The sequence below is a fragment of the Streptomyces luteosporeus genome, assembly GCF_039532865.1.
Classification (GTDB): Bacteria; Actinomycetota; Actinomycetes; order Streptomycetales; family Streptomycetaceae; genus Streptomyces; species Streptomyces luteosporeus.
In genome coordinates this window covers 270,674-287,703 of the sequence record NZ_BAAASL010000005.1, presented here as the reverse complement: position 1 = coordinate 287,703, position 17,030 = coordinate 270,674, and the positions used below count along the sequence as shown (strand labels likewise).

The following is a 17,030-nucleotide window of genomic DNA, read 5'->3' as shown; positions in this document are numbered from 1 at the left end:
GCGGGGTAAAGGTAATGCGCCATACCTTTGCCCTGTCGACGGCGGTTGGGCAACCCCCTTGCGTTAAACCCGCGTAACTGCAGGGGCCTTATGCCAGAAACCCCCGCAACAGGGCTGCCGTTCCGCAGCAGTGCTCGCGCATCACCTCGCGCGCCCCGTCCGCATCGCCGTCCAGTACCGCCTCGACCAGGGCCGTGTGCTGCTGCTGCGAGTGCTCCAGGTTGCGCACGAGCAGCGGGATGCAGTCGAGCAGGTCGTTGACCGAGGCGCGGACGGCGGCGTACTGCGCGGCCAGCGACGGGGAGCCCGACAGCTCGGCCAGCGTCAGGTGCAGCAGCGTGTCACGGCGCCGGTAGTCCGCCAGCGGCGCGTCGTGCGTCGCGGCGAGCGCCGCGCGCAGCCGCTCGGCACCCTCCCCGGACAGGCCGTGCGCGGCGCACAGCCCGGCGGCCCCCACCTCCAGCACCTCGCGGAAGCGCAGCGTGTCCTCCAGATCGATGCCCGCAAGGCGCCGCCGCAGCTCCTCCTCGCCCGCCGTCCCGGGCCGGGCCAGCACGAACGTACCGCCGTAGCGGCCGCGCCGGCTCTCCACCAGGCCCTGCTCCTGCAGCACCTTCAGCACCTCGCGCAGCGTCACCCGGCTCACGCGCAGCCGGTCGGCCAACTCGCGCTCGGCGGGCAGCCGTTCGCCTTCGGCCACCAGGCCCAGGCGCATGACCTGGAGTATCTGCTCCAGGGCCTCCTCGAAGCCGTTGCCGGCCCGTACCGGGCGCAGCACGGGCGACAGCCGGTCCGCAGTCGAAGATCCCTGCGGTGCGCTTCCGTTCATCCCTCCCCCTTCCCAATCAATGGTCTGCAGCCCTACCTTAAGACCTCCGGTCGTACCCGACAGGAGGCCCCGCTGTGGCAGACCGCATACCCCCGCTCCCGGTCGACGAGCTGCGCCGGCTCGTGGACTCGGGGGAGATCGACACCGTCGTGCTCGCCTTCACGGACATGCAGGGGCGGCTGCAGGGCAAGCGGTTCGCCGCCCGGTTCTTCCTCGACGACGTCCTCGGGCACGGCACCGAGGGCTGCAACTACCTGCTCGCCGTGGACGTCGACCTCAACACCGTGGACGGCTACGCCATGTCGTCCTGGGAGCGCGGCTACGGCGACTTCGCCCTGCACGGCGATGCGGCCACCTTGCGCCGCACCCCCTGGAACCCCGGCACCGCGCTGATGACCGCCGACCTCGCCTGGCACGACGGCTCGCCCGTGCTCGCCTCCCCGCGGCAGATCCTGCGCCGCCAGCTGGACCGGCTGGCCGAGCACGGCTGGAGCGCGTACGTGGGCACGGAGCTGGAGTTCATCGTCTTCCGCGACACCTACGAGGCCGCCTGGAACCGCGGCTACCGCGACCTGACCCCCGCCAACCAGTACAACTGCGACTACTCCGTCCTCGGCACCGGCCGCGTCGAACCCCTGCTGCGCCGCATCCGCAACGAGATGGGCGCCGCCGGCATGACGGTGGAGTCGGCCAAGGGCGAGTGCAACCTCGGCCAGCACGAGATCGCCTTCCGCTACGACGAGGCCCTCGCCACCTGCGACCAGCACGCCGTCTACAAGACGGGCGCCAAGGAGATCGCCGCCCAGGAGGGCATGGCCCTGACCTTCATGGCGAAGTTCAACGAGCGCGAGGGCAACTCCTGCCACATCCACCTCTCGCTGCGCGACGAGGCCGGCCGCCCCGTCCTCGCCGACGCGTCCGACCCGTACGGCATGTCCCCGCTGATGCGGCACTTCCTGGCCGGACAGCTCGCCGCCCTGCGCGACTTCACCCTGCTCTACGCCCCCAACATCAACTCCTACAAGCGCTTCAGGCCCGGCTCCTTCGCCCCCACCGCCGTCGCCTGGGGCCCGGACAACCGCACCTGCGCCCTGCGGGTCGTCGGCCACGGCGCCTCCCACCGCTTCGAGAACCGGCTCCCCGGCGGCGACGTCAACCCCTACCTCGCCGTCGCCGGCATGGTCGCCGCCGGACTGTACGGCGTCGAGCACGAGCTGGAGCTCCCCCACCCCAGCACCGGCAACGCCTACACCGGCGACGCCCCGCACGTGCCCGGCACGCTGCGCGAGGCCGCCGAGCTGTGGGAGGCCAGCCCCCTGGCCCGGGCCGCCTTCGGCGACGAGGTGGTCGAGCACTACCTGAACATGGCCCGTGTCGAACAGCAGGCGTACGACACGGCCGTCACGGACTGGGAGCGCTTCCGCTCCTTCGAGCGCATGTGAGGCCGCAGTTGCACGCGTACGCCAACGAGCACGACGACGCCCACCCGCACCAGCACGACGTCGTCAACCCCGCCACCGAAGAGATCATCGCCACCGTGCCGGCCACCTCGCGGCCGGAGGCCGACGCCGCCGTCCGGCGGGCCGCGACCGCCCAGCAGCGCTGGGCGGCCCTGGCCCCCGGCGACCGGGCCCGGCAGCTGCGCCGCTTCGCCGCCGCCGTCGACGAGCACCTGGAGGAGCTCGCCCACCTGGAGGTGCGCGAGGCCGGCCACCCGATCGGCAACGCCCGCTGGGAGGCGGGCAACGCCCGCGACCTGCTGGAGTACGCCGCAGGCGGCATCGAGCGGCTCACCGGCAGCCAGATCCCCGTCGCCGGCGGGCTCGACGTCACCTTCCACGAACCCCTCGGCGTCGTCGCGGTCATCGCCCCCTGGAACTTCCCGATGCCCATCGCCGCCTGGGCCCTGGCCCCCGCCCTCGCCGCCGGCAACGCCGTCGTCCTCAAACCCGCCGAGACGACCCCGCTGACCGCCCTGCGCCTGGCGGAGCTGGCCCTGGCGGCCGGACTGCCGGACGGCCTGTTCCAGGTACTGCCCGGGGCCGGGCCCGTGGCGGGCGACGCCCTGGTGCGCCACCCGGGCGTGGCCAAGGTCGTCTTCACCGGCTCCACCGCCGTCGGCAAGCGCATCATGGCCGCCTGCGCGGACGACGTGAAACGCGTGACCCTCGAACTCGGCGGCAAGAGCCCCAACATCGTCTTCGCCGACGCCGACCTCGAACGCGCCGCGGCCGCCGCACCGGGCTCCTTCCTCGACAACACGGGCCAGGACTGCTGCGCGCGCAGCCGCATCCTCGTCCAGCGCGAGGTGTACGACCGCTTCCTCCAATTGCTGGAGCCGGCCGTGAAGTCCTTCGTCGTGGGCGACCCCGCCGACCCGGCCACGCAGATGGGCCCGCTGATCTCCGCCGCGCACCGCGAGCGCGTCCGCTCCTACGTCCCGGAGTCCGCGCCCGCGGCCATCCGCGGCGAAGCACCCGCCGGCAAGGGCTACTGGTACCCCGCGACCGTGCTGGAGGCCGGCCCCGGGGACCGCGTCGCACGCGAGGAGGTCTTCGGGCCCGTCGCCGTCGTCATCCCCTTCGAGGACGAGGACGAGGCCGTACGGCTGGCGAACGACACCGCCTACGGGCTCTCCGGCTCGCTGTGGACCCGTGACGTCTCCCGCGCCCTGCGGATGTCCCGGGCCGTCGCCGCCGGCAACCTCTCCGTCAACTCCCACTCCAGCGTCCGCTACTGGACCCCCTTCGGCGGCTTCAAGCAGTCCGGCCTCGGCCGCGAGCTGGGCCCGGGGGCGCTGGCCGCCTTCACCGAGACCAAGAACGTCTTCATCAGCACCCAGGAGGACTGAGTGACCGACCGGACCGCAGTGTGCCGCCGCCTGGTGGGCCGTACCGCCGTCGTCACCGGAGCCGGCAGCGGCATCGGCCTGGCCACGGCGCGACGGCTCGCCTCCGAGGGCGCCCACGTCGTGTGCGCCGACATCGACGACAGCGCCGGCAAGGCCGCCGCGCAGGAGACCGGAGGACTGTTCGTCAAGGTCGACGTCACCGACCCCGAGCAGGTGGAGGCGCTCTTCCGGGCCGCCCACGACACGTACGGATCGGTCGACGTCGCCTTCAACAACGCCGGCATCTCCCCGCCCGACGACGACTCGATCCTGGAGACCGGACTGGAGGCGTGGAAGCGCGTCCAGGAGGTCAACCTCACCTCCGTCTACCTGTGCTGCAAGGCCGTCCTGCCCTACATGCGCCGCCAGGGCAGGGGCTCCATCATCAACACCGCCTCCTTCGTCGCCGTGATGGGCGCGGCCACCTCCCAGATCAGCTACACCGCCTCCAAGGGCGGCGTGCTCGCGATGTCGCGGGAGCTGGGCGTGCAGTTCGCCCGCGAGGGCATCCGCGTCAACGCCCTGTGCCCGGGGCCGGTGAACACCCCGCTGCTGAAGGAGCTGTTCGCCAAGGACCCCGAGCGGGCCGCGCGCCGCCTGGTGCACGTGCCGGTGGGCCGGTTCGCCGAGCCGGAGGAGATCGCCGCGGCGGTCGCGTTCCTCGCCAGCGACGACGCGTCCTTCGTCAACGCCGCCGAGTTCCTCGTCGACGGAGGCATCGCGGGGGCGTACGTCACCCCGCTGTAAGGTCCATGATCGTAGAGCCGGGACCGGAAGGGCCGCAGTCGCCGGTCCGGTCCCGGCGCGCAGCCGCCGTCCATGCACCGAAGAGAGCACATGCGCCACAAGTCCGCCATAGCCGCCGGTCTCGCCGTCGCCGCCGCCCTCATGGCCCCCGTCCCCGCCACCGCGGCGCCCGCCCGCCACACGCCCGCCGCCACCTGCCCGCAGCTGGATGCGAACCTCCCCTGGTCCGGCGACAACCGCGCCAGGCTGCAGAAGATGATCGACGAGCGCGGCACCTGCTCCGGCAAGGGCGGCCCCCGCCCCGTCGCCGCCTTCGACTGGGACAACACCGTCGTCAAGAACGACATCACCGACGCCACGCTCGCCTGGGCGCTCAAGCACGACAAGATCCTGCGGCCCGAGCGCTGGAGCGACACCAGCGCCTGGCTCACCCCCGCCGCCGAGGCGGCGCTGACCAGGGCCTGCGGCACCGCCGTGCCCGTCGGCCGGCCGCTGCCCACCTCCAGGAACACCGCCTGCACGGACGAGATCTTCGAGATCCGCGAGAAGTCGCAGACCATGGCCGGCGAGCCGGCCTTCGCGGGCGACTGGAACCACCGCCGCACCGTCCCCGCCTATGCCTGGATCCCGCAGCTCTTCGCCGGCCACACCCCGGCCGCCCTGACCTCCTTCGCCCGGCAGGCGCGTGCCGAGCAGCTCGCCGCCCCCATCGGGACGAAGCAGACGGTGGGCACCCACACCATCGCCGGCTACATCCGCTACTACGACCAGCAGAAGAACCTCATCGCCACGCTCAAGAAGGCCGGCTTCGACGTCTACATCGTCTCCGCCTCCTCCGAGCCGATCGCCGAGGCCTGGTCGAGCGGCGTGGGCCTGGACCGCAAGCACACCATCGGCATCCGCACCATCACCGAGCACGGCAAGCTCACCGCCCGCATCAAGGGCTGCGGCGGCGTCGAGACCGGCCGCGGTGACGCCCTGCCGTACATGGACGGCAAGCGCTGCATGATCAACCAGGAGATCTTCAAGATCAAGGGCGCCGCCGCCTGGCAGCAGCAGGACGTCGACCACCGCATCGCGCTCGGCGCGGGCGACGCCGACACCGACGTGACGTTCGTGAACGACGCCACCGGCGCCCACGTGGCCATCAACCGCAACAAGTCCGAGCTGATGTGCCGCGCGTACGACGACGCCGACGGCCGCTGGGTCGCCAACCCCATGTTCATCGACCCGATGCCGCGCAAGTCCGGCAGCTACCCCTGCTCCACGACCGGCGCCACGGCCGAGGACGGCACGCACGTGCCCGTACGGCGCGCCGACGGCAGCGTCATCCCCGACCAGGTGGACAAGGCTTTCTGACGCCTCGTCGGTATGACGTACCGTCAGGGGGCCGGTGGGCATCGGTACCACCGGCCCCCGCGCCCCCTTGCGTCACAGCGCCGGGCTCGGCGAAGCTCCGCTCATGACCGACACCATGCAGGCCGCACGACTCGACTTGAGGACCGGCACCTTCGCCGTCGAGGACGTCCCCGTGCCCGAGCCCGGCCCGGGCCAGGTCCGGATCGAGGTCAAGGCCGCCGGCATCTGCCTGTCCGACGTCCACCTCATCGACGGCAGCCTCACCCCGGTGCACGCCACGGCGGACAAGGTCACCCTCGGACACGAGACCGCCGGCATCATCAACGCCCTCGGCCCCGGCGTGCCCGGCCCCTGGACCGTGGGCCAACGCGTGCTGCTGCAGGCCGGCGAACGCTGCGGCTCCTGCGCCGCCTGCACACGCTTCGAGCCCTGCCCGGCCGTCCGCACCCGCGGCGTCGACTACGACGGCGGCTGGGCCCACTACGCGCTCGCCTCCGCGCACACCCTCGTCGCCCTGCCCGACGACCTGCCCTTCGCCCAGGCCGCCGTCATCCCCGACGCCGTCTCCACCCCCTGGGCCGCCATCACCACCACCGGACAGGTGCGCCCCGGCCGCCCGGCCGGCGTCTGGGGCATCGGCGGGCTCGGCACCCACGCCGTCCAACTCCTGCGCCTCGCCGGCGCCGCACCCGTCGTCGCCGTCGACCCGCTGGCCTCCGCCCGCGACCGTGCCCTCGCCGCCGGCGCCGACCTCGCCCTCGACCCCGCCGACCCCGCCCTGCGCGACCACGTCCTGGCGGCCACCGCGGGCCGCGGCCTCGACCTCGCCCTCGACTTCGCCGGCGTGGCGGCCGTCCGCGACCAGGCCGTGCGCTGCCTGAGCCACGGAGGCCGGCTCGTCCTCGTCGGACTGGGCCGCGAACCGCTGACCGTCACCAACAGCATCGCCTTCAGCTACCGCGAACAACACGTCCTCGGCCACTACGGCTCCGCCCCCGCCCACGTCGAGGAACTCGTCGCCCTCGCCCGCCTGCACCGGCTGGACCTGCGCGACTCCATTACCGCCACCCTGCCGCTCGCCGAAGCGGCGCAGGGCGTGGAGCAGCTGCGGACGAAGACGGGCGACCCCGTGCGGATCGTCCTGGTGCCGTGAGGTCCTACAAGAAGGTGTGGCCCTCGCCCCGATAGGTGGGTACCGTCCGCACCACCCGGTCGCCGTCCACCAGGTGCAGCGCGGCGAAGCGCTCGCACAACTCGCCCGCCTTCGCGTGCCGGAACCACACCTTGTCACCGATCAGCAGGTCGTCGGCGGGCGTCCCCAGCAGCGGGGTCTGCACCTCGCCCGCCCCCTCCCGCGCCACCAGCCGCAGCCCCTCGGGCAGGTACGGCACCGGCAACCGGTCCCGGCCCGCCGCCCCCGACGCCGGGTAGCCCCCGCCCAGCACCGTCACCACGCCCACCCCGGGACGGCGCACCACCGGCAGGGCGAACAGGGCGGCCGGACGGCCGCGGAAGGAGGAGAAGTCGTCGAACAGCCGCGGCACGTACAGGCCGGAACCCGCGGCGACCTCCGTCACCACGGCCTCCGCCGCCGTGTACTGCACGCTGCCCGTACCGCCACCGTTGACGAACTCCAGCTCCGCCACCTCGCGTACCGCCCGCACCGCCCGCGCCCGCAAGGACGCCAGCCGTTCACGCGCCACGGACTGCATCAACCGCACCGCCCGCGACCGCAGCGGATGCCCCGCCACCGCATCCCCCACCCCGGCCACGTGCGCCTCATAGGCCATCAGTCCCACCAGACGGAACCCCGGCCGGCGGGCCACCGCCCCCGCCAGCTCCGCCAGCCGCTCCGCGCTCGCCACCGGCGAACGCAGCGCGCCGACGCGCACCCGCCCGCCCAGCAGCCGCAGCGACGTGTCCAACTCCAGGCACACCCGCACCTCTTCGCCCCCCGTACGGGCCGCCTCCATCCACGTCAGCTGCGCCGGATCGTCCACCATCACCGTCACGGCGCCCGCCAGCTTCGCATCGCCCGTCAGCTCCGCGAACCCGGCGCGATCGGCGGACGGATAGGCCACCAGCACGTCCTCCACACCCGAACGCGCCAGCCACAGCGCCTCCGCGAGCGTGTACGCCATCACCCCGGCGAACCCCTCGCACGCCAGCACCCGCTCCAGCAACGCCCGGCAGCGCACCGACTTGCTCGCCACCCGCACCGGCTTCCCGCCGGCCCGGCGCACCAGATCGGCGGCATTCGCGTCGAACGCCCGCAGATCCACCACCGCGAGCGGAGCGTCCAGATGCGCGGTGGCCTTGTCGAGACGTGCTCGCTCGGACGACATGGCGCGAAGCCTGCCAGAGCGTGCCCGGCCCGGGTAGAGGCGGCGCCCGGGTGAATGGCAGGCGCCGCACCGGGCACCGTAAAGTGGCGCGCACGCCACGGCCTTGCCAGGCCGGGGCGCATGTCCGGCATAGGGCGGTTCGGTGCTCATTTCAGTGCTTGCGGCGAGCCGGCTGACGAGGGGAAGCGCAGGGTGAGCACCGAAGCGGAGCCGTCTGCCGTGCCGTCTGCCACTGGGCTTCCCGTACGACCGGTCCCGCCCGCGGTGCCGCCCCGGCCGGCGGCGCAGGCGGCCGTGCCGGGGCGTGCGGCGCCCGCGGCCCCGGCCGGGACGGCCACGCACCCGGCTGCCCCGGTGGTGCCATCGCCGGGGCGGATGCCCGGTGCCGTTCAGGCGGTTGCCCCGGCCTCGTCGCGCACGATCGCACCCGAGCCGGCCCCGCATGCCGCGGTGCCGCTTCAGCAGCCGGCGGCGCACGCCGCTGCGCCGAGGCGCGCGGCACCCGCGGGTTCGGCCGCCGCGGCGGTGGCCACGGCGCCGGGCTCGGCCGGGCCGAGCCCGCTCGGGTCCGCACGCGCGGCCGACGAGGTTCCGGCGGCTGCGCCGTCCGCCGGCGCGGCCGCGGGGCCGGTCCTGCCCGGAAGGGCCGTGGTGCCGCCGCGCCCCGGCGTCCCGCCCGCGGCGTACGGGCAGCCGCACACCGCTCCCGCCCGGCCCCCCGCAGGGGCGCGGCGGCGCGGGGTTCTCGGCGTCGCCCTGTGTCTCGTGCTCGGGCTGGGCCTCATCGCCGGGGCCGTCGCCGGGAGTTGCCTTGCCGCCGACGACATGGGCGGCTCGGCCGAGGAGCAGGCGTACGCGCGGGGGGCCACCGTCTGGCGTGAGGTGCCCGTCGACCGGCTCTTCCCGCCCGCCGTGCACGCCGAGGCGGCCGGGCCCGGCGGGGCCCCGCGCGACTGGAACCGCGTGGGCGTCGCCCCCGACAGCGGCTGCGCGGGGGCCTTCGATCCCCTCCTCGCCAAAGCGCTCGCGCCCGTCGGCTGCAAACGGTTGCTGCGCGCGACCTACGCCGACGCCACGTCGTCGACCGTCACCACGGTCGGCGTGCTGGTCACCGAGGCCGACGCGCCGGCGATGAACGCGCTGCGCGACCGCTTCGCCGGCGAGCACCTGGACCGGCGCGCGGACCTGATGCCCCGCCCCTACGCCGTACCCGGCACACCGGCCGCCGGATTCGCGGACGGCCAGCGGGCCAGCTGGCACATCGGCGTCCTGACGGACGTCCCGGCCGTCGTCTACGCCGTCTCCGGCTTCGCCGACGCCCGCACGGGCGTGGTGCCGCAGCCGGCGGCCGGGGCCGTGGCACCCGGCGCCACCGAGGTCCCGGCCCAGGCGGGCCTGGGGCACGACGCGCGCGCCCTGGCGGACGCGGCCGAACGCGCCTTCCGCGACGCGGCCCACGGGCGCGAACCGGAGAGCCGGTGACCGCCCGCCGCCGCGCCCTCGCGGCCCTCGCCGGCACGCTCGCCGTGGCCGTGCTGGCCGCACCGCCCGCGCGGGCCGACGCGATACGCACGCAGGAGTGGGCGCTGGACTCGCTGCGCGTGCAGGACGCGTGGCGCACCACCAAGGGCGCCGGCATCACCGTGGCCGTCCTGGACACCGGGGTCGACGAGACCCACCCCGACCTGCGGGGCCGGGTGCTGCCCGGCAAGGACCTGGTCGGCTTCGGCGCCGAGCCCGGCGAGCGGGCCTGGGCCCGGCACGGCACGGCCATGGCCGGCATCATCGCCGGCCGCGGGCACGGCGACGGCGACGCCGACGGCGTCGTCGGGGTGGCGCCGCAGGCCCGCATCCTGCCGGTGCGGGTGATCCTGGAGGACGGCGACCCGGCCCGCTCGCGGGCCCGCGGCGCCCGTGGCAGCGCGCTGGCCGACGGCATCCGCTGGGCCGCCGACCACGGCGCCGACGTCATCAACCTCTCCCTCGGCGACGACAGCGACACCGCCCACCCCGAGCCGCGCGAGGACGCCGCCGTGCAGTACGCCCTGCGCAAGGGCGCCGTGGTCGTCGCCTCGGCGGGCAACGGCGGCGAGAACGGCGACCACGTCTCGTACCCGGCGGCCTACCCCGGCGTGATCGCGGTGGCCGCCGTCGACCGCTACGGCAACCGCGCCCCCTTCTCCACCCGCCGCTGGTACGCCACCGTCAGCGCCCCCGGCGTCGATGTCGTGATCGCCGATCCGGACCGCCGCTACTACGAGGGCTGGGGCACGAGCGCGGCGGCCGCGTTCGTCTCCGGGACGGCGGCCCTGCTCAAGGCGGCGCGCCCGGGCCTGACGGCGGCGCAGGTACGGCGCGTCCTGACGGCGACGGCCAAGGACGCGCCCGACGGAGGCCGCAGCGACGACCTGGGGGCGGGGCTGATCGATCCGGCCGCCGCGCTGGCGCGCGCCCGCGCCCTGCCCGCGGACCCGCCCCCGCCGCCCGCCCCCCGCTACTTCGCCGGCGGCCCCCACGGCCCCCGCCCCACGGCCTCGGCGTTCCGCCTCACGCCCCCGGCCCTCGGGGCCGGCGCGGCGGGCGTGCTGCTGCTGGCCGCGGCGGGCGTGCTGTGGCGGCGCCGCCGCAGTTAGCGCGGGGCGCGGACAGTGTCGCCTGCGGGCGCGTCGTGGCTTGTCGCGCAGTTCCCCGCGCCCCTACGGGGCGCCCCGGCATCCGCGGCCGGCACGGCGAACCGCACCGGATACCCTCGGGGCGTGGCGCTCAAGAACATTCCCGATCCCGGTTTCTCCGACGACGACGGCTCCGCCGATCCCGCACTGGCCGCGGCGCTGGCCGCCTGGGGGGCCGGGCGGGAGCCGGGGGCCGAGCGGCGGGTGCTGGGGGCGTTGCGCGGGGCGCGGCTGCTGGTGCCCGTGGTGGCGGTGCTCGGGGAGGTCGAGGAGGGCCCGGACGGGCTGAAGCGGGAGAAGACCAGCGACATGGCCGTGCCGACGCTGCAGGCGCCGGACGGCCGGCGGGCGCTGCCCGCGTTCACCTCGATGGAGACGCTCCGGCGGTGGCGCGCGGACGCCCGGCCCGTGGCGGTGCCGCTGCACCAGGCGCTGCAGGCCGCCGCGCACGAGAAGGCGGACACGATCGTCCTCGACCTGGCCGGCCCCGTCGCTTACCCGCTGACCGGCCCGGCGCTGCTGGCGCTGGCCGAGGGCCGGGAGAGCACCGATCCGCTGGCGGACCCGGCCGTGACCGAGGCGCTGCGCACGGTGCTGGCGGCGTGCCCGGGCGTGCTGCGCGCGTATCTGGTGGCCTCCGCGGAGGCGGACGGCACGCTGGCCGTCGAGACGGATCCGCAGGCCGCCGCGCCGGAGGTGCTGCGGGGTGTCGCCGAGGGGGTGGCGGCGGACGAGGTGCTGCGCGCCCGGCTCGTACGGGGCCTGGACCTGGCGCTGCTGCCGCCGGGGGCCGGCGGGGCCGGGGAGGCGTTCTACCGCCGCTGACCGGGGAGGGCTCGGCAGGCGCCCGGAAGGGGATCGTCCGACAATGCGAGGTGGACGGTCCACGAGATCCTCGGGAGGACGCCATGGACGCCCTGAAGAACGTGAAACCGGCCTTTGAGCGCCTCGACCCGGTCACGACCCGCACGATCAGCGCCGAATTCCTCGGTACGGCGCTGCTGGTCTTCTTCGCCGTCGGATCGGTGGTCCTCGCCGCCGATTACATCGGCGTGCTCGGCATCGCGCTGGCCTTCGGCTTCACTCTTCTGGCCCTCGCGTACGCCCTCGGCCCGGTCTCGGGCTGTCATCTCAACCCGTCCGTGACGCTGGGGATGCTGCTGCAGCGCCGGATCTCCCTGCACACGGCGATCGAGTACTGGATCGCGCAGCTGGTGGGCGGGATCGTGGGCGCGGCGGTGCTCTTCCTGCTGGCCAAGCAGGTGCCGGGACTCAAGACGGACGGCGCCTTCGGCAGCAACGGCTACGGGAACCGCTCGGCGGTGCACCTGGGTGCCGGGGGCGCGTTCCTGGCGGAGGTCGTGATGACCTTCCTGTTCGTCTTCGTGTGGCTGTCGGTGACCCACCGGGTGGCCATGGTCGGCTTCGACGGGCTGGCCGTCGGCCTGGCCCTGGGCGTGGTGCACATCGTGGGCGTGCCGCTGACGGGCACCTCGGTGAACCTGGCCCGCAGCCTGGGGCCGGCGCTCTTCGCGGGCGGCGCGGCGCTCTCGCAGCTGTGGCTGTTCATCGTCGCACCGCTGATCGGTGCCGCGCTGGCCGCGTTCGCGAACCGGGTGACGCACCCGCCGCACGGCCGGGCCAACGTGGCGGACGACGTCGCCGAGCCGGAGCCGCTGGCCGGCCCGGGGGAGGGGCGGCCGGACCGCCCGCACTTCGGCGGGCGGGCCAATGACGACGCCGGTCCGGCGACCGGGTCCGGGGGCAATCGCGGTCAGGCGTAGACCGGGCCGGTGAACTTCTCGCCGGGGCCCTGGCCCGGCTCGTCCGGGACGACGGAGGCCTCGCGGAAGGCCAGCTGCAGCGACTTCAGGCCGTCGCGCAGCGGGGCCGCGTGGAAGTTGCTGACCTCGGTGGCGCTGGCGGTGACCAGCCCGGCGAGGGCGGTGATCAGCTTGCGGGCCTCGTCGAGGTCCTTGTGCTCCTCGCCCTCCTCGGCGAGTCCGAGGTTGACCGCCGCCGCGCTCATCAGGTGCACGGCGACCGTGGTGATCACCTCGACGGCGGGCACGTCCGCGATGTCGCGGGTCATGGCGTCGAAGTCGGGGGCCGTGTCCTGCGCCGAGGGCTCGTCGTGGTTGCCCGTGGGGCCGGTGGGCGTCGTGTCGCTCATGGGCGACACGATACGTCCCGTAGCCGTATCGGTTCGCCACCGGTTCGCACGCCCGCTCACCAGCTGATAGAGTTGTGCAACGACCGGCTGGACACGTGTGTGACCCACACGGGCCCGGCCCACAAGTGGAGCTCCGATCTCCCACCTCGCCGGCCACGGGTCGGCAGGTCTTCCGGTCAGACGGCCGCCATCGTTCCGTACGGACGATGGAGCCGTCCGATGCGCCCCGCGGCATGCCGTGGCGGTGTTCCGGTTTCATGGAGCCCCGCCTGTGCCCGTCGGGGCATTTTTGTTGTGCCGACGCGGTTGGTCTACGTAAAGACGTGACGTGGCTCCCGCGAGGGCGCCGCGTGGTGCTACCGAGGAGGCCCCATCAGCGCCGAGCCCCGCATCAACGACCGGATCCGCGTCCCCGAGGTGCGACTTGTCGGTCCCAGTGGTGAGCAGGTCGGCATCGTGCCGCTTGCCAAGGCACTGGAGCTTGCGCAGGAGTACGACCTCGACCTGGTCGAGGTGGCGGCGAACGCACGCCCGCCGGTCTGCAAGCTCATGGACTACGGGAAGTTCAAGTACGAGTCGGCCATGAAGGCCCGTGAGGCGCGCAAGAACCAGGCGCACACGGTCATCAAGGAGATGAAGCTCCGGCCGAAGATCGACCCGCACGACTACGACACCAAGAAGGGTCACGTCGTCCGGTTCCTCAAGCAGGGCGACAAGGTCAAGATCACGATCATGTTCCGTGGCCGTGAGCAGTCCCGCCCCGAGCTGGGCTACCGACTGCTGCAGCGTCTCGCGGAGGACGTCCAGGAGCTGGGTTTCGTCGAGTCGAACCCCAAGCAGGACGGACGCAACATGATCATGGTCCTCGGTCCGCACAAGAAGAAGACCGAGGCGATGGCCGAGGCCCGCGAGGCGCAGGCCGCCCGCAAGGCGGAGCGCCAGGGCGGCAGCGCCGCCGAGGAGCCCGCAGACGCAGAGGCGTGATCCCGGGGCCGGCTTTCCGGCCCCGGATCGCCCCGGGGCGGTAACGCTCCGGGAAGCAACCCGAACAAGATGACGCTCCAGTGCGCCCTCACCCGGGCCCGGGAGTGCCACCGACGAGGAGAGAACGGCGCTATGCCGAAGAACAAGACGCACAGCGGTGCCAAGAAGCGCTTCAAGGTCACCGGCTCCGGCAAGGTGCTGCGTGAGCGCGCTGGCAAGCGCCACCTGCTCGAGCACAAGTCGTCCCGCCTGACGCGTCGCCTCACCGGCAACGCCGAGATGGCCCCGGCCGACGCCGCGAAGATCAAGAAGCTTCTCGGCAAGTGACGTCCGGCGCCACGGCGCCTGAACGACACACCGGGACCCAATCGTTTCCGGGCCGTGTGAGAACGCACCACGGCCCCGCTACAAGGAGTTAATCAAGTGGCACGCGTCAAGCGCGCAGTCAACGCGCACAAGAAGCGCCGGGCGATCCTCGAGCAGGCCAGCGGCTACCGCGGTCAGCGCTCCCGCCTGTACCGCAAGGCCAAGGAGCAGGTCACCCACTCGCTGGTCTACAACTACAACGACCGCAAGAAGCGCAAGGGCGACTTCCGTCAGCTGTGGATCCAGCGCATCAACGCCGCTGCCCGCCAGAACGGCATGACGTACAACCGCCTCATCCAGGGTCTGAAGGCCGCCAACATCGAGATCGACCGCAAGATGCTGGCCGAGCTCGCTGTCAACGACATGAACGCGTTCGCCGCGCTCGTCGAGGTGGCCCAGAAGGCGCTGCCGGCCGACGTCAACGCCCCGAAGGCCGCCGCCTGATCCGGCGCCCGCGAGGCGTCCAGCGGACCCGCAGGCCCCCGCGGCCTGCGGGTCCGCTGGCGTTCGGCCCCCTGCCCCGTACCCGTTCGTCCCACCCGAAGTGAGCCGCCGCCCATGGGCACCCCCGAGCTGATCTCCCCGCGCTCCCCCCGCGTCGTCGCCGCGCGCAAGCTGGCCAAGCGCAGTTCCCGGGTCAAGGAGCGCCGGTTCATCGCCGAGGGCCCGCAGGCGGTGCGCGAGGCCATCGCCCACACCAGCGGGGGCGAGCCGACCCTGGTCGAGCTCTTCGCCACCGTCGAGGCCGCCGAGCGCCACACCGAGATCGTCGAGGCCGCCCGCGCCGCCGGGGTGCGCTTCCACCTCGCCTGCGACGACGTGATCGCCGACCTGTCGCAGACCGTCACCCCCCAGGGCCTGGTCGGCGTCTGCCGCTTCCTGGACTCGCCCTTCGACGAGATCCTCGCCGCCCGCCCCCGCCTGGTGGCCGTCCTGGCGCACGTGCGCGACCCCGGCAACGCCGGCACCGTGCTGCGCTGCGCGGACGCCGCCGGCGCCGACGCCGTCGTGCTCACCGACGCCTCGGTCGACCTGTACAACCCCAAGTCGGTACGGGCCTCGGTCGGCTCCCTGTTCCACCTGCCGGTGGCCGTCGGCGTCCCCGTCGAGCAGGCCGTGCGCGGCCTGAAGGCCGCGGGCGTGCGCATCCTGGCCGCCGACGGGGCCGGTGACCGCGACCTGGACGCCGAGCTCGACCGCGGCGCCATGGGCGACGCCACCGCCTGGATCTTCGGCAACGAGGCCTGGGGCCTGCCCGAGGAGACCCGGGCGCTGGCCGACGCGGTGGTGCGGGTGCCGATCCACGGCAAGGCCGAGTCCCTGAACCTCGCCACCGCCGCTGCGGTGTGCCTGTACGCCTCCGCCCGTGCGCAGCGCGCGTCCGGAGGGTGCCGCTCCGTGACCTCCAGCTAGTAGGGTGGCGCTCCGGGGGCTCGGGAGGGGGTGCGGTATGAGGAACGTCAGGACTTCCGGGAGCGCGGTGGTCGGCACCTGTCCGACCGCCTCGTCCGGCGCTCACGGGTCCCTCGCGCCTGCCGTCGTCAGCGCCGACGACCTGCCCGACGGGCTGGTCGTCGTCGACGCCACCGGCCGGGTGACCTGCTTCAACGCCGCCGCCGCGCGGATCACCGCGGTGCGCGCCGCCGACGCGGTGGGCCGGCAGCTGGAGGCCGTGCTGCCCCTGGAGGACCTCGACGGCCGCCGCTGGTGGGCGCTGACCGACCCGTACGGGGGCCTGGCCACCCGCACCGGCCAGCCCGAGCGCAACCTGCTGCTGCCCGGCGGCCGGCAGGTGCTCGTCTCCGCCCGCTACGTGCGCGAGCACCCCGGCGGCCCCGTCGTCCGGCTCGTGGTCCAGCTGCGCGGCACCGAGGCACGCCGGCGCACCGAGCGCAGCCACGCCGAGCTGATCGCCACCGTCGCCCACGAGCTGCGCTCGCCCCTGACCTCCGTCAAGGGCTTCACCGCGACGCTGCTGGCGAAGTGGGAGCGCTTCACCGACGACCAGAAGCAGCTGATGCTGCAGACCGTCGACGCCGACGCCGACCGCGTCACCCGGCTCATCGCCGAGCTCCTCGACATCTCCCGCATCGACTCCGGGCGGCTGGAGGTGCGCCGGCAGCCCGTGGACATGGCCGCCGCCGTGCGCCGGCACGTCGAGGCCTACACCCGCGCCGGGCTGCGCCCCGACCGCTTCCGGATCGAGGTCACCGAGCCGCTGCCCGAGCTGTGGGCCGATCCCGACAAGGTCGACCAGGTCCTCGGCAACCTCCTGGAAAACGCCGTGCGCCACGGCGAGGGAGTCGTCACCATAGAGGTGTCACCAGCACAGCTGAAGGCTCGCGCCGCAGGCACGGCGGTCACCGTGAGCGACGAGGGCCCCGGTATCCCGGAGGAAGCCATGGCCCGCGTCTTCACCCGCTTCTGGCGCGGGTCCAAGCGCGGCGGCACCGGCCTCGGGCTGTACATCGTCAAGGGCATCGTCGAGGCCCACGGCGGCACGATCACGGTGGGCCGGGCCGCCCGGGGCGGCGCGCAGTTCCGCTTCACGCTGCCCGTGGCCGCCCCGGCGTTCTTCACCCAGGCCTGAAACGGGCCGCAGGCTGGGCGGGGCCACAAGCAACGGCCCGCGGGCCCGCCCCACCGCATGGGACCCTTAGACTCG

Annotated in this window: 17 protein-coding genes; 14 read left to right on the top strand and 3 right to left on the bottom strand. The window is 74.0% G+C overall.

What is annotated here, in order from left to right:
* Positions 1-88 precede the first annotated feature (88 nt).
* Positions 89-829, bottom strand: a complete 741-nt coding sequence (locus tag ABD361_RS08515; RefSeq protein ID WP_344434228.1) for a FadR/GntR family transcriptional regulator — start codon at positions 827-829, stop codon at positions 89-91.
* 74 nt (positions 830-903) lie between these two features.
* On the opposite strand from ABD361_RS08515, the gene ABD361_RS08510 reads away from it, so the two are divergent.
* From ABD361_RS08510 to ABD361_RS08490, 5 genes are all read left to right on the top strand, one after another.
* Positions 904-2,271, top strand: coding sequence for a glutamine synthetase family protein (locus ABD361_RS08510; protein WP_344434227.1), 1,368 nt, complete (start codon positions 904-906; stop codon positions 2,269-2,271).
* Positions 2,272-2,279: 8 nt separating this feature from the next.
* The gene (locus tag ABD361_RS08505) at positions 2,280-3,680 is read left to right on the top strand and encodes an aldehyde dehydrogenase family protein (RefSeq protein ID WP_361748004.1); all 1,401 of its coding nucleotides are present in this window, start codon (positions 2,280-2,282) and stop codon (positions 3,678-3,680) included.
* Positions 3,681-4,466 carry a 3-oxoacyl-ACP reductase gene (locus ABD361_RS08500; protein ID WP_344434225.1) on the top strand — a complete coding sequence of 262 codons (786 nt, stop codon included), beginning with the start codon at positions 3,681-3,683 and terminating at the stop codon, positions 4,464-4,466.
* A 90-nt stretch (positions 4,467-4,556) separates the two neighbouring features.
* A complete protein-coding gene (locus ABD361_RS08495) occupies positions 4,557-5,825 on the top strand; it encodes an HAD family hydrolase (RefSeq protein ID WP_344434224.1) in 1,269 nt (422 codons plus the stop codon).
* 103 nt (positions 5,826-5,928) lie between these two features.
* On the top strand, positions 5,929-6,978 hold the full coding sequence (locus tag ABD361_RS08490; protein ID WP_344434223.1) for a zinc-binding dehydrogenase: 1,050 nt from the start codon (positions 5,929-5,931) through the stop codon (positions 6,976-6,978).
* Positions 6,979-6,982: 4 nt separating this feature from the next.
* Here the strand turns inward: ABD361_RS08490 and ABD361_RS08485 are convergent, their stop codons facing one another.
* Positions 6,983-8,170, bottom strand: a complete 1,188-nt coding sequence (locus ABD361_RS08485; RefSeq protein ID WP_344434222.1) for an alanine racemase — start codon at positions 8,168-8,170, stop codon at positions 6,983-6,985.
* A 450-nt stretch (positions 8,171-8,620) separates the two neighbouring features.
* On the opposite strand from ABD361_RS08485, the gene ABD361_RS08480 reads away from it, so the two are divergent.
* The 4 genes from ABD361_RS08480 (at position 8,621) to ABD361_RS08465 (ending at position 12,626) form a co-directional block, all read left to right on the top strand.
* Positions 8,621-9,652, top strand: a complete 1,032-nt coding sequence (locus tag ABD361_RS08480; protein ID WP_344434220.1) for a hypothetical protein — start codon at positions 8,621-8,623, stop codon at positions 9,650-9,652.
* Positions 9,649-10,803: a type VII secretion-associated serine protease mycosin gene (gene mycP / locus ABD361_RS08475; RefSeq protein WP_344434219.1), complete on the top strand. Its 1,155-nt coding sequence runs from the start codon at positions 9,649-9,651 to the stop codon at positions 10,801-10,803. Before ABD361_RS08480 ends, mycP begins: the two co-directional genes overlap by 4 nt.
* A 123-nt stretch (positions 10,804-10,926) precedes the next feature.
* Complete coding sequence (locus ABD361_RS08470) at positions 10,927-11,667, top strand: SseB family protein (RefSeq protein WP_344434218.1); 741 nt, start codon at positions 10,927-10,929, stop codon at positions 11,665-11,667.
* 83 nt (positions 11,668-11,750) lie between these two features.
* The gene (locus tag ABD361_RS08465) at positions 11,751-12,626 is read left to right on the top strand and encodes an aquaporin (RefSeq protein WP_344434217.1); all 876 of its coding nucleotides are present in this window, start codon (positions 11,751-11,753) and stop codon (positions 12,624-12,626) included.
* Here the strand turns inward: ABD361_RS08465 and ABD361_RS08460 are convergent.
* Positions 12,617-13,015 carry a DUF1844 domain-containing protein gene (locus ABD361_RS08460; RefSeq protein ID WP_344434215.1) on the bottom strand — a complete coding sequence of 133 codons (399 nt, stop codon included), beginning with the start codon at positions 13,013-13,015 and terminating at the stop codon, positions 12,617-12,619. The genes ABD361_RS08465 and ABD361_RS08460 overlap by 10 nt on opposite strands.
* Positions 13,016-13,387: 372 nt before the next feature.
* Between ABD361_RS08460 and infC the strand changes: the two genes are divergently transcribed.
* The 5 genes from infC to ABD361_RS08435 all read left to right on the top strand — a co-directional run bounded on the left by infC (position 13,388) and on the right by ABD361_RS08435 (position 16,955).
* Positions 13,388-13,999, top strand: coding sequence for a translation initiation factor IF-3 (gene infC, locus ABD361_RS08455; RefSeq protein ID WP_344434286.1), 612 nt, complete (start codon positions 13,388-13,390; stop codon positions 13,997-13,999).
* 132 nt (positions 14,000-14,131) lie between these two features.
* On the top strand, positions 14,132-14,326 hold the full coding sequence (gene rpmI / locus ABD361_RS08450; RefSeq protein ID WP_099202169.1) for a 50S ribosomal protein L35: 195 nt from the start codon (positions 14,132-14,134) through the stop codon (positions 14,324-14,326).
* A gap of 96 nt (positions 14,327-14,422) precedes the next feature.
* Entirely contained in the window at positions 14,423-14,809 is a 387-nt protein-coding gene (rplT, locus tag ABD361_RS08445) for a 50S ribosomal protein L20 (protein ID WP_344434214.1), read from the top strand.
* Positions 14,810-14,923: 114 nt separating this feature from the next.
* On the top strand, positions 14,924-15,778 hold the full coding sequence (locus tag ABD361_RS08440; protein WP_344434213.1) for a TrmH family RNA methyltransferase: 855 nt from the start codon (positions 14,924-14,926) through the stop codon (positions 15,776-15,778).
* A gap of 37 nt (positions 15,779-15,815) precedes the next feature.
* On the top strand, positions 15,816-16,955 hold the full coding sequence (locus tag ABD361_RS08435; protein ID WP_344434212.1) for a sensor histidine kinase: 1,140 nt from the start codon (positions 15,816-15,818) through the stop codon (positions 16,953-16,955).
* The last annotated feature ends 75 nt before the right edge of the window (positions 16,956-17,030 follow it).

Coding starts and splice junctions, on each gene's coding strand:
- ABD361_RS08435 (WP_344434212.1), top strand. CDS start 15,816: ATGAGGAACGTCAGGACTTCCGGGAGCGCGGTGGTCGGCACCTGTCCG.
- ABD361_RS08495 (WP_344434224.1), top strand. CDS start 4,557: ATGCGCCACAAGTCCGCCATAGCCGCCGGTCTCGCCGTCGCCGCCGCC.
- ABD361_RS08490 (WP_344434223.1), top strand. CDS start 5,929: ATGACCGACACCATGCAGGCCGCACGACTCGACTTGAGGACCGGCACC.
- ABD361_RS08485 (WP_344434222.1), bottom strand. CDS start 8,170: ATGTCGTCCGAGCGAGCACGTCTCGACAAGGCCACCGCGCATCTGGAC.
- ABD361_RS08465 (WP_344434217.1), top strand. CDS start 11,751: ATGGACGCCCTGAAGAACGTGAAACCGGCCTTTGAGCGCCTCGACCCG.
- ABD361_RS08515 (WP_344434228.1), bottom strand. CDS start 829: ATGAACGGAAGCGCACCGCAGGGATCTTCGACTGCGGACCGGCTGTCG.
- rpmI (WP_099202169.1), top strand. CDS start 14,132: ATGCCGAAGAACAAGACGCACAGCGGTGCCAAGAAGCGCTTCAAGGTC.
- ABD361_RS08440 (WP_344434213.1), top strand. CDS start 14,924: ATGGGCACCCCCGAGCTGATCTCCCCGCGCTCCCCCCGCGTCGTCGCC.
- ABD361_RS08460 (WP_344434215.1), bottom strand. CDS start 13,015: ATGAGCGACACGACGCCCACCGGCCCCACGGGCAACCACGACGAGCCC.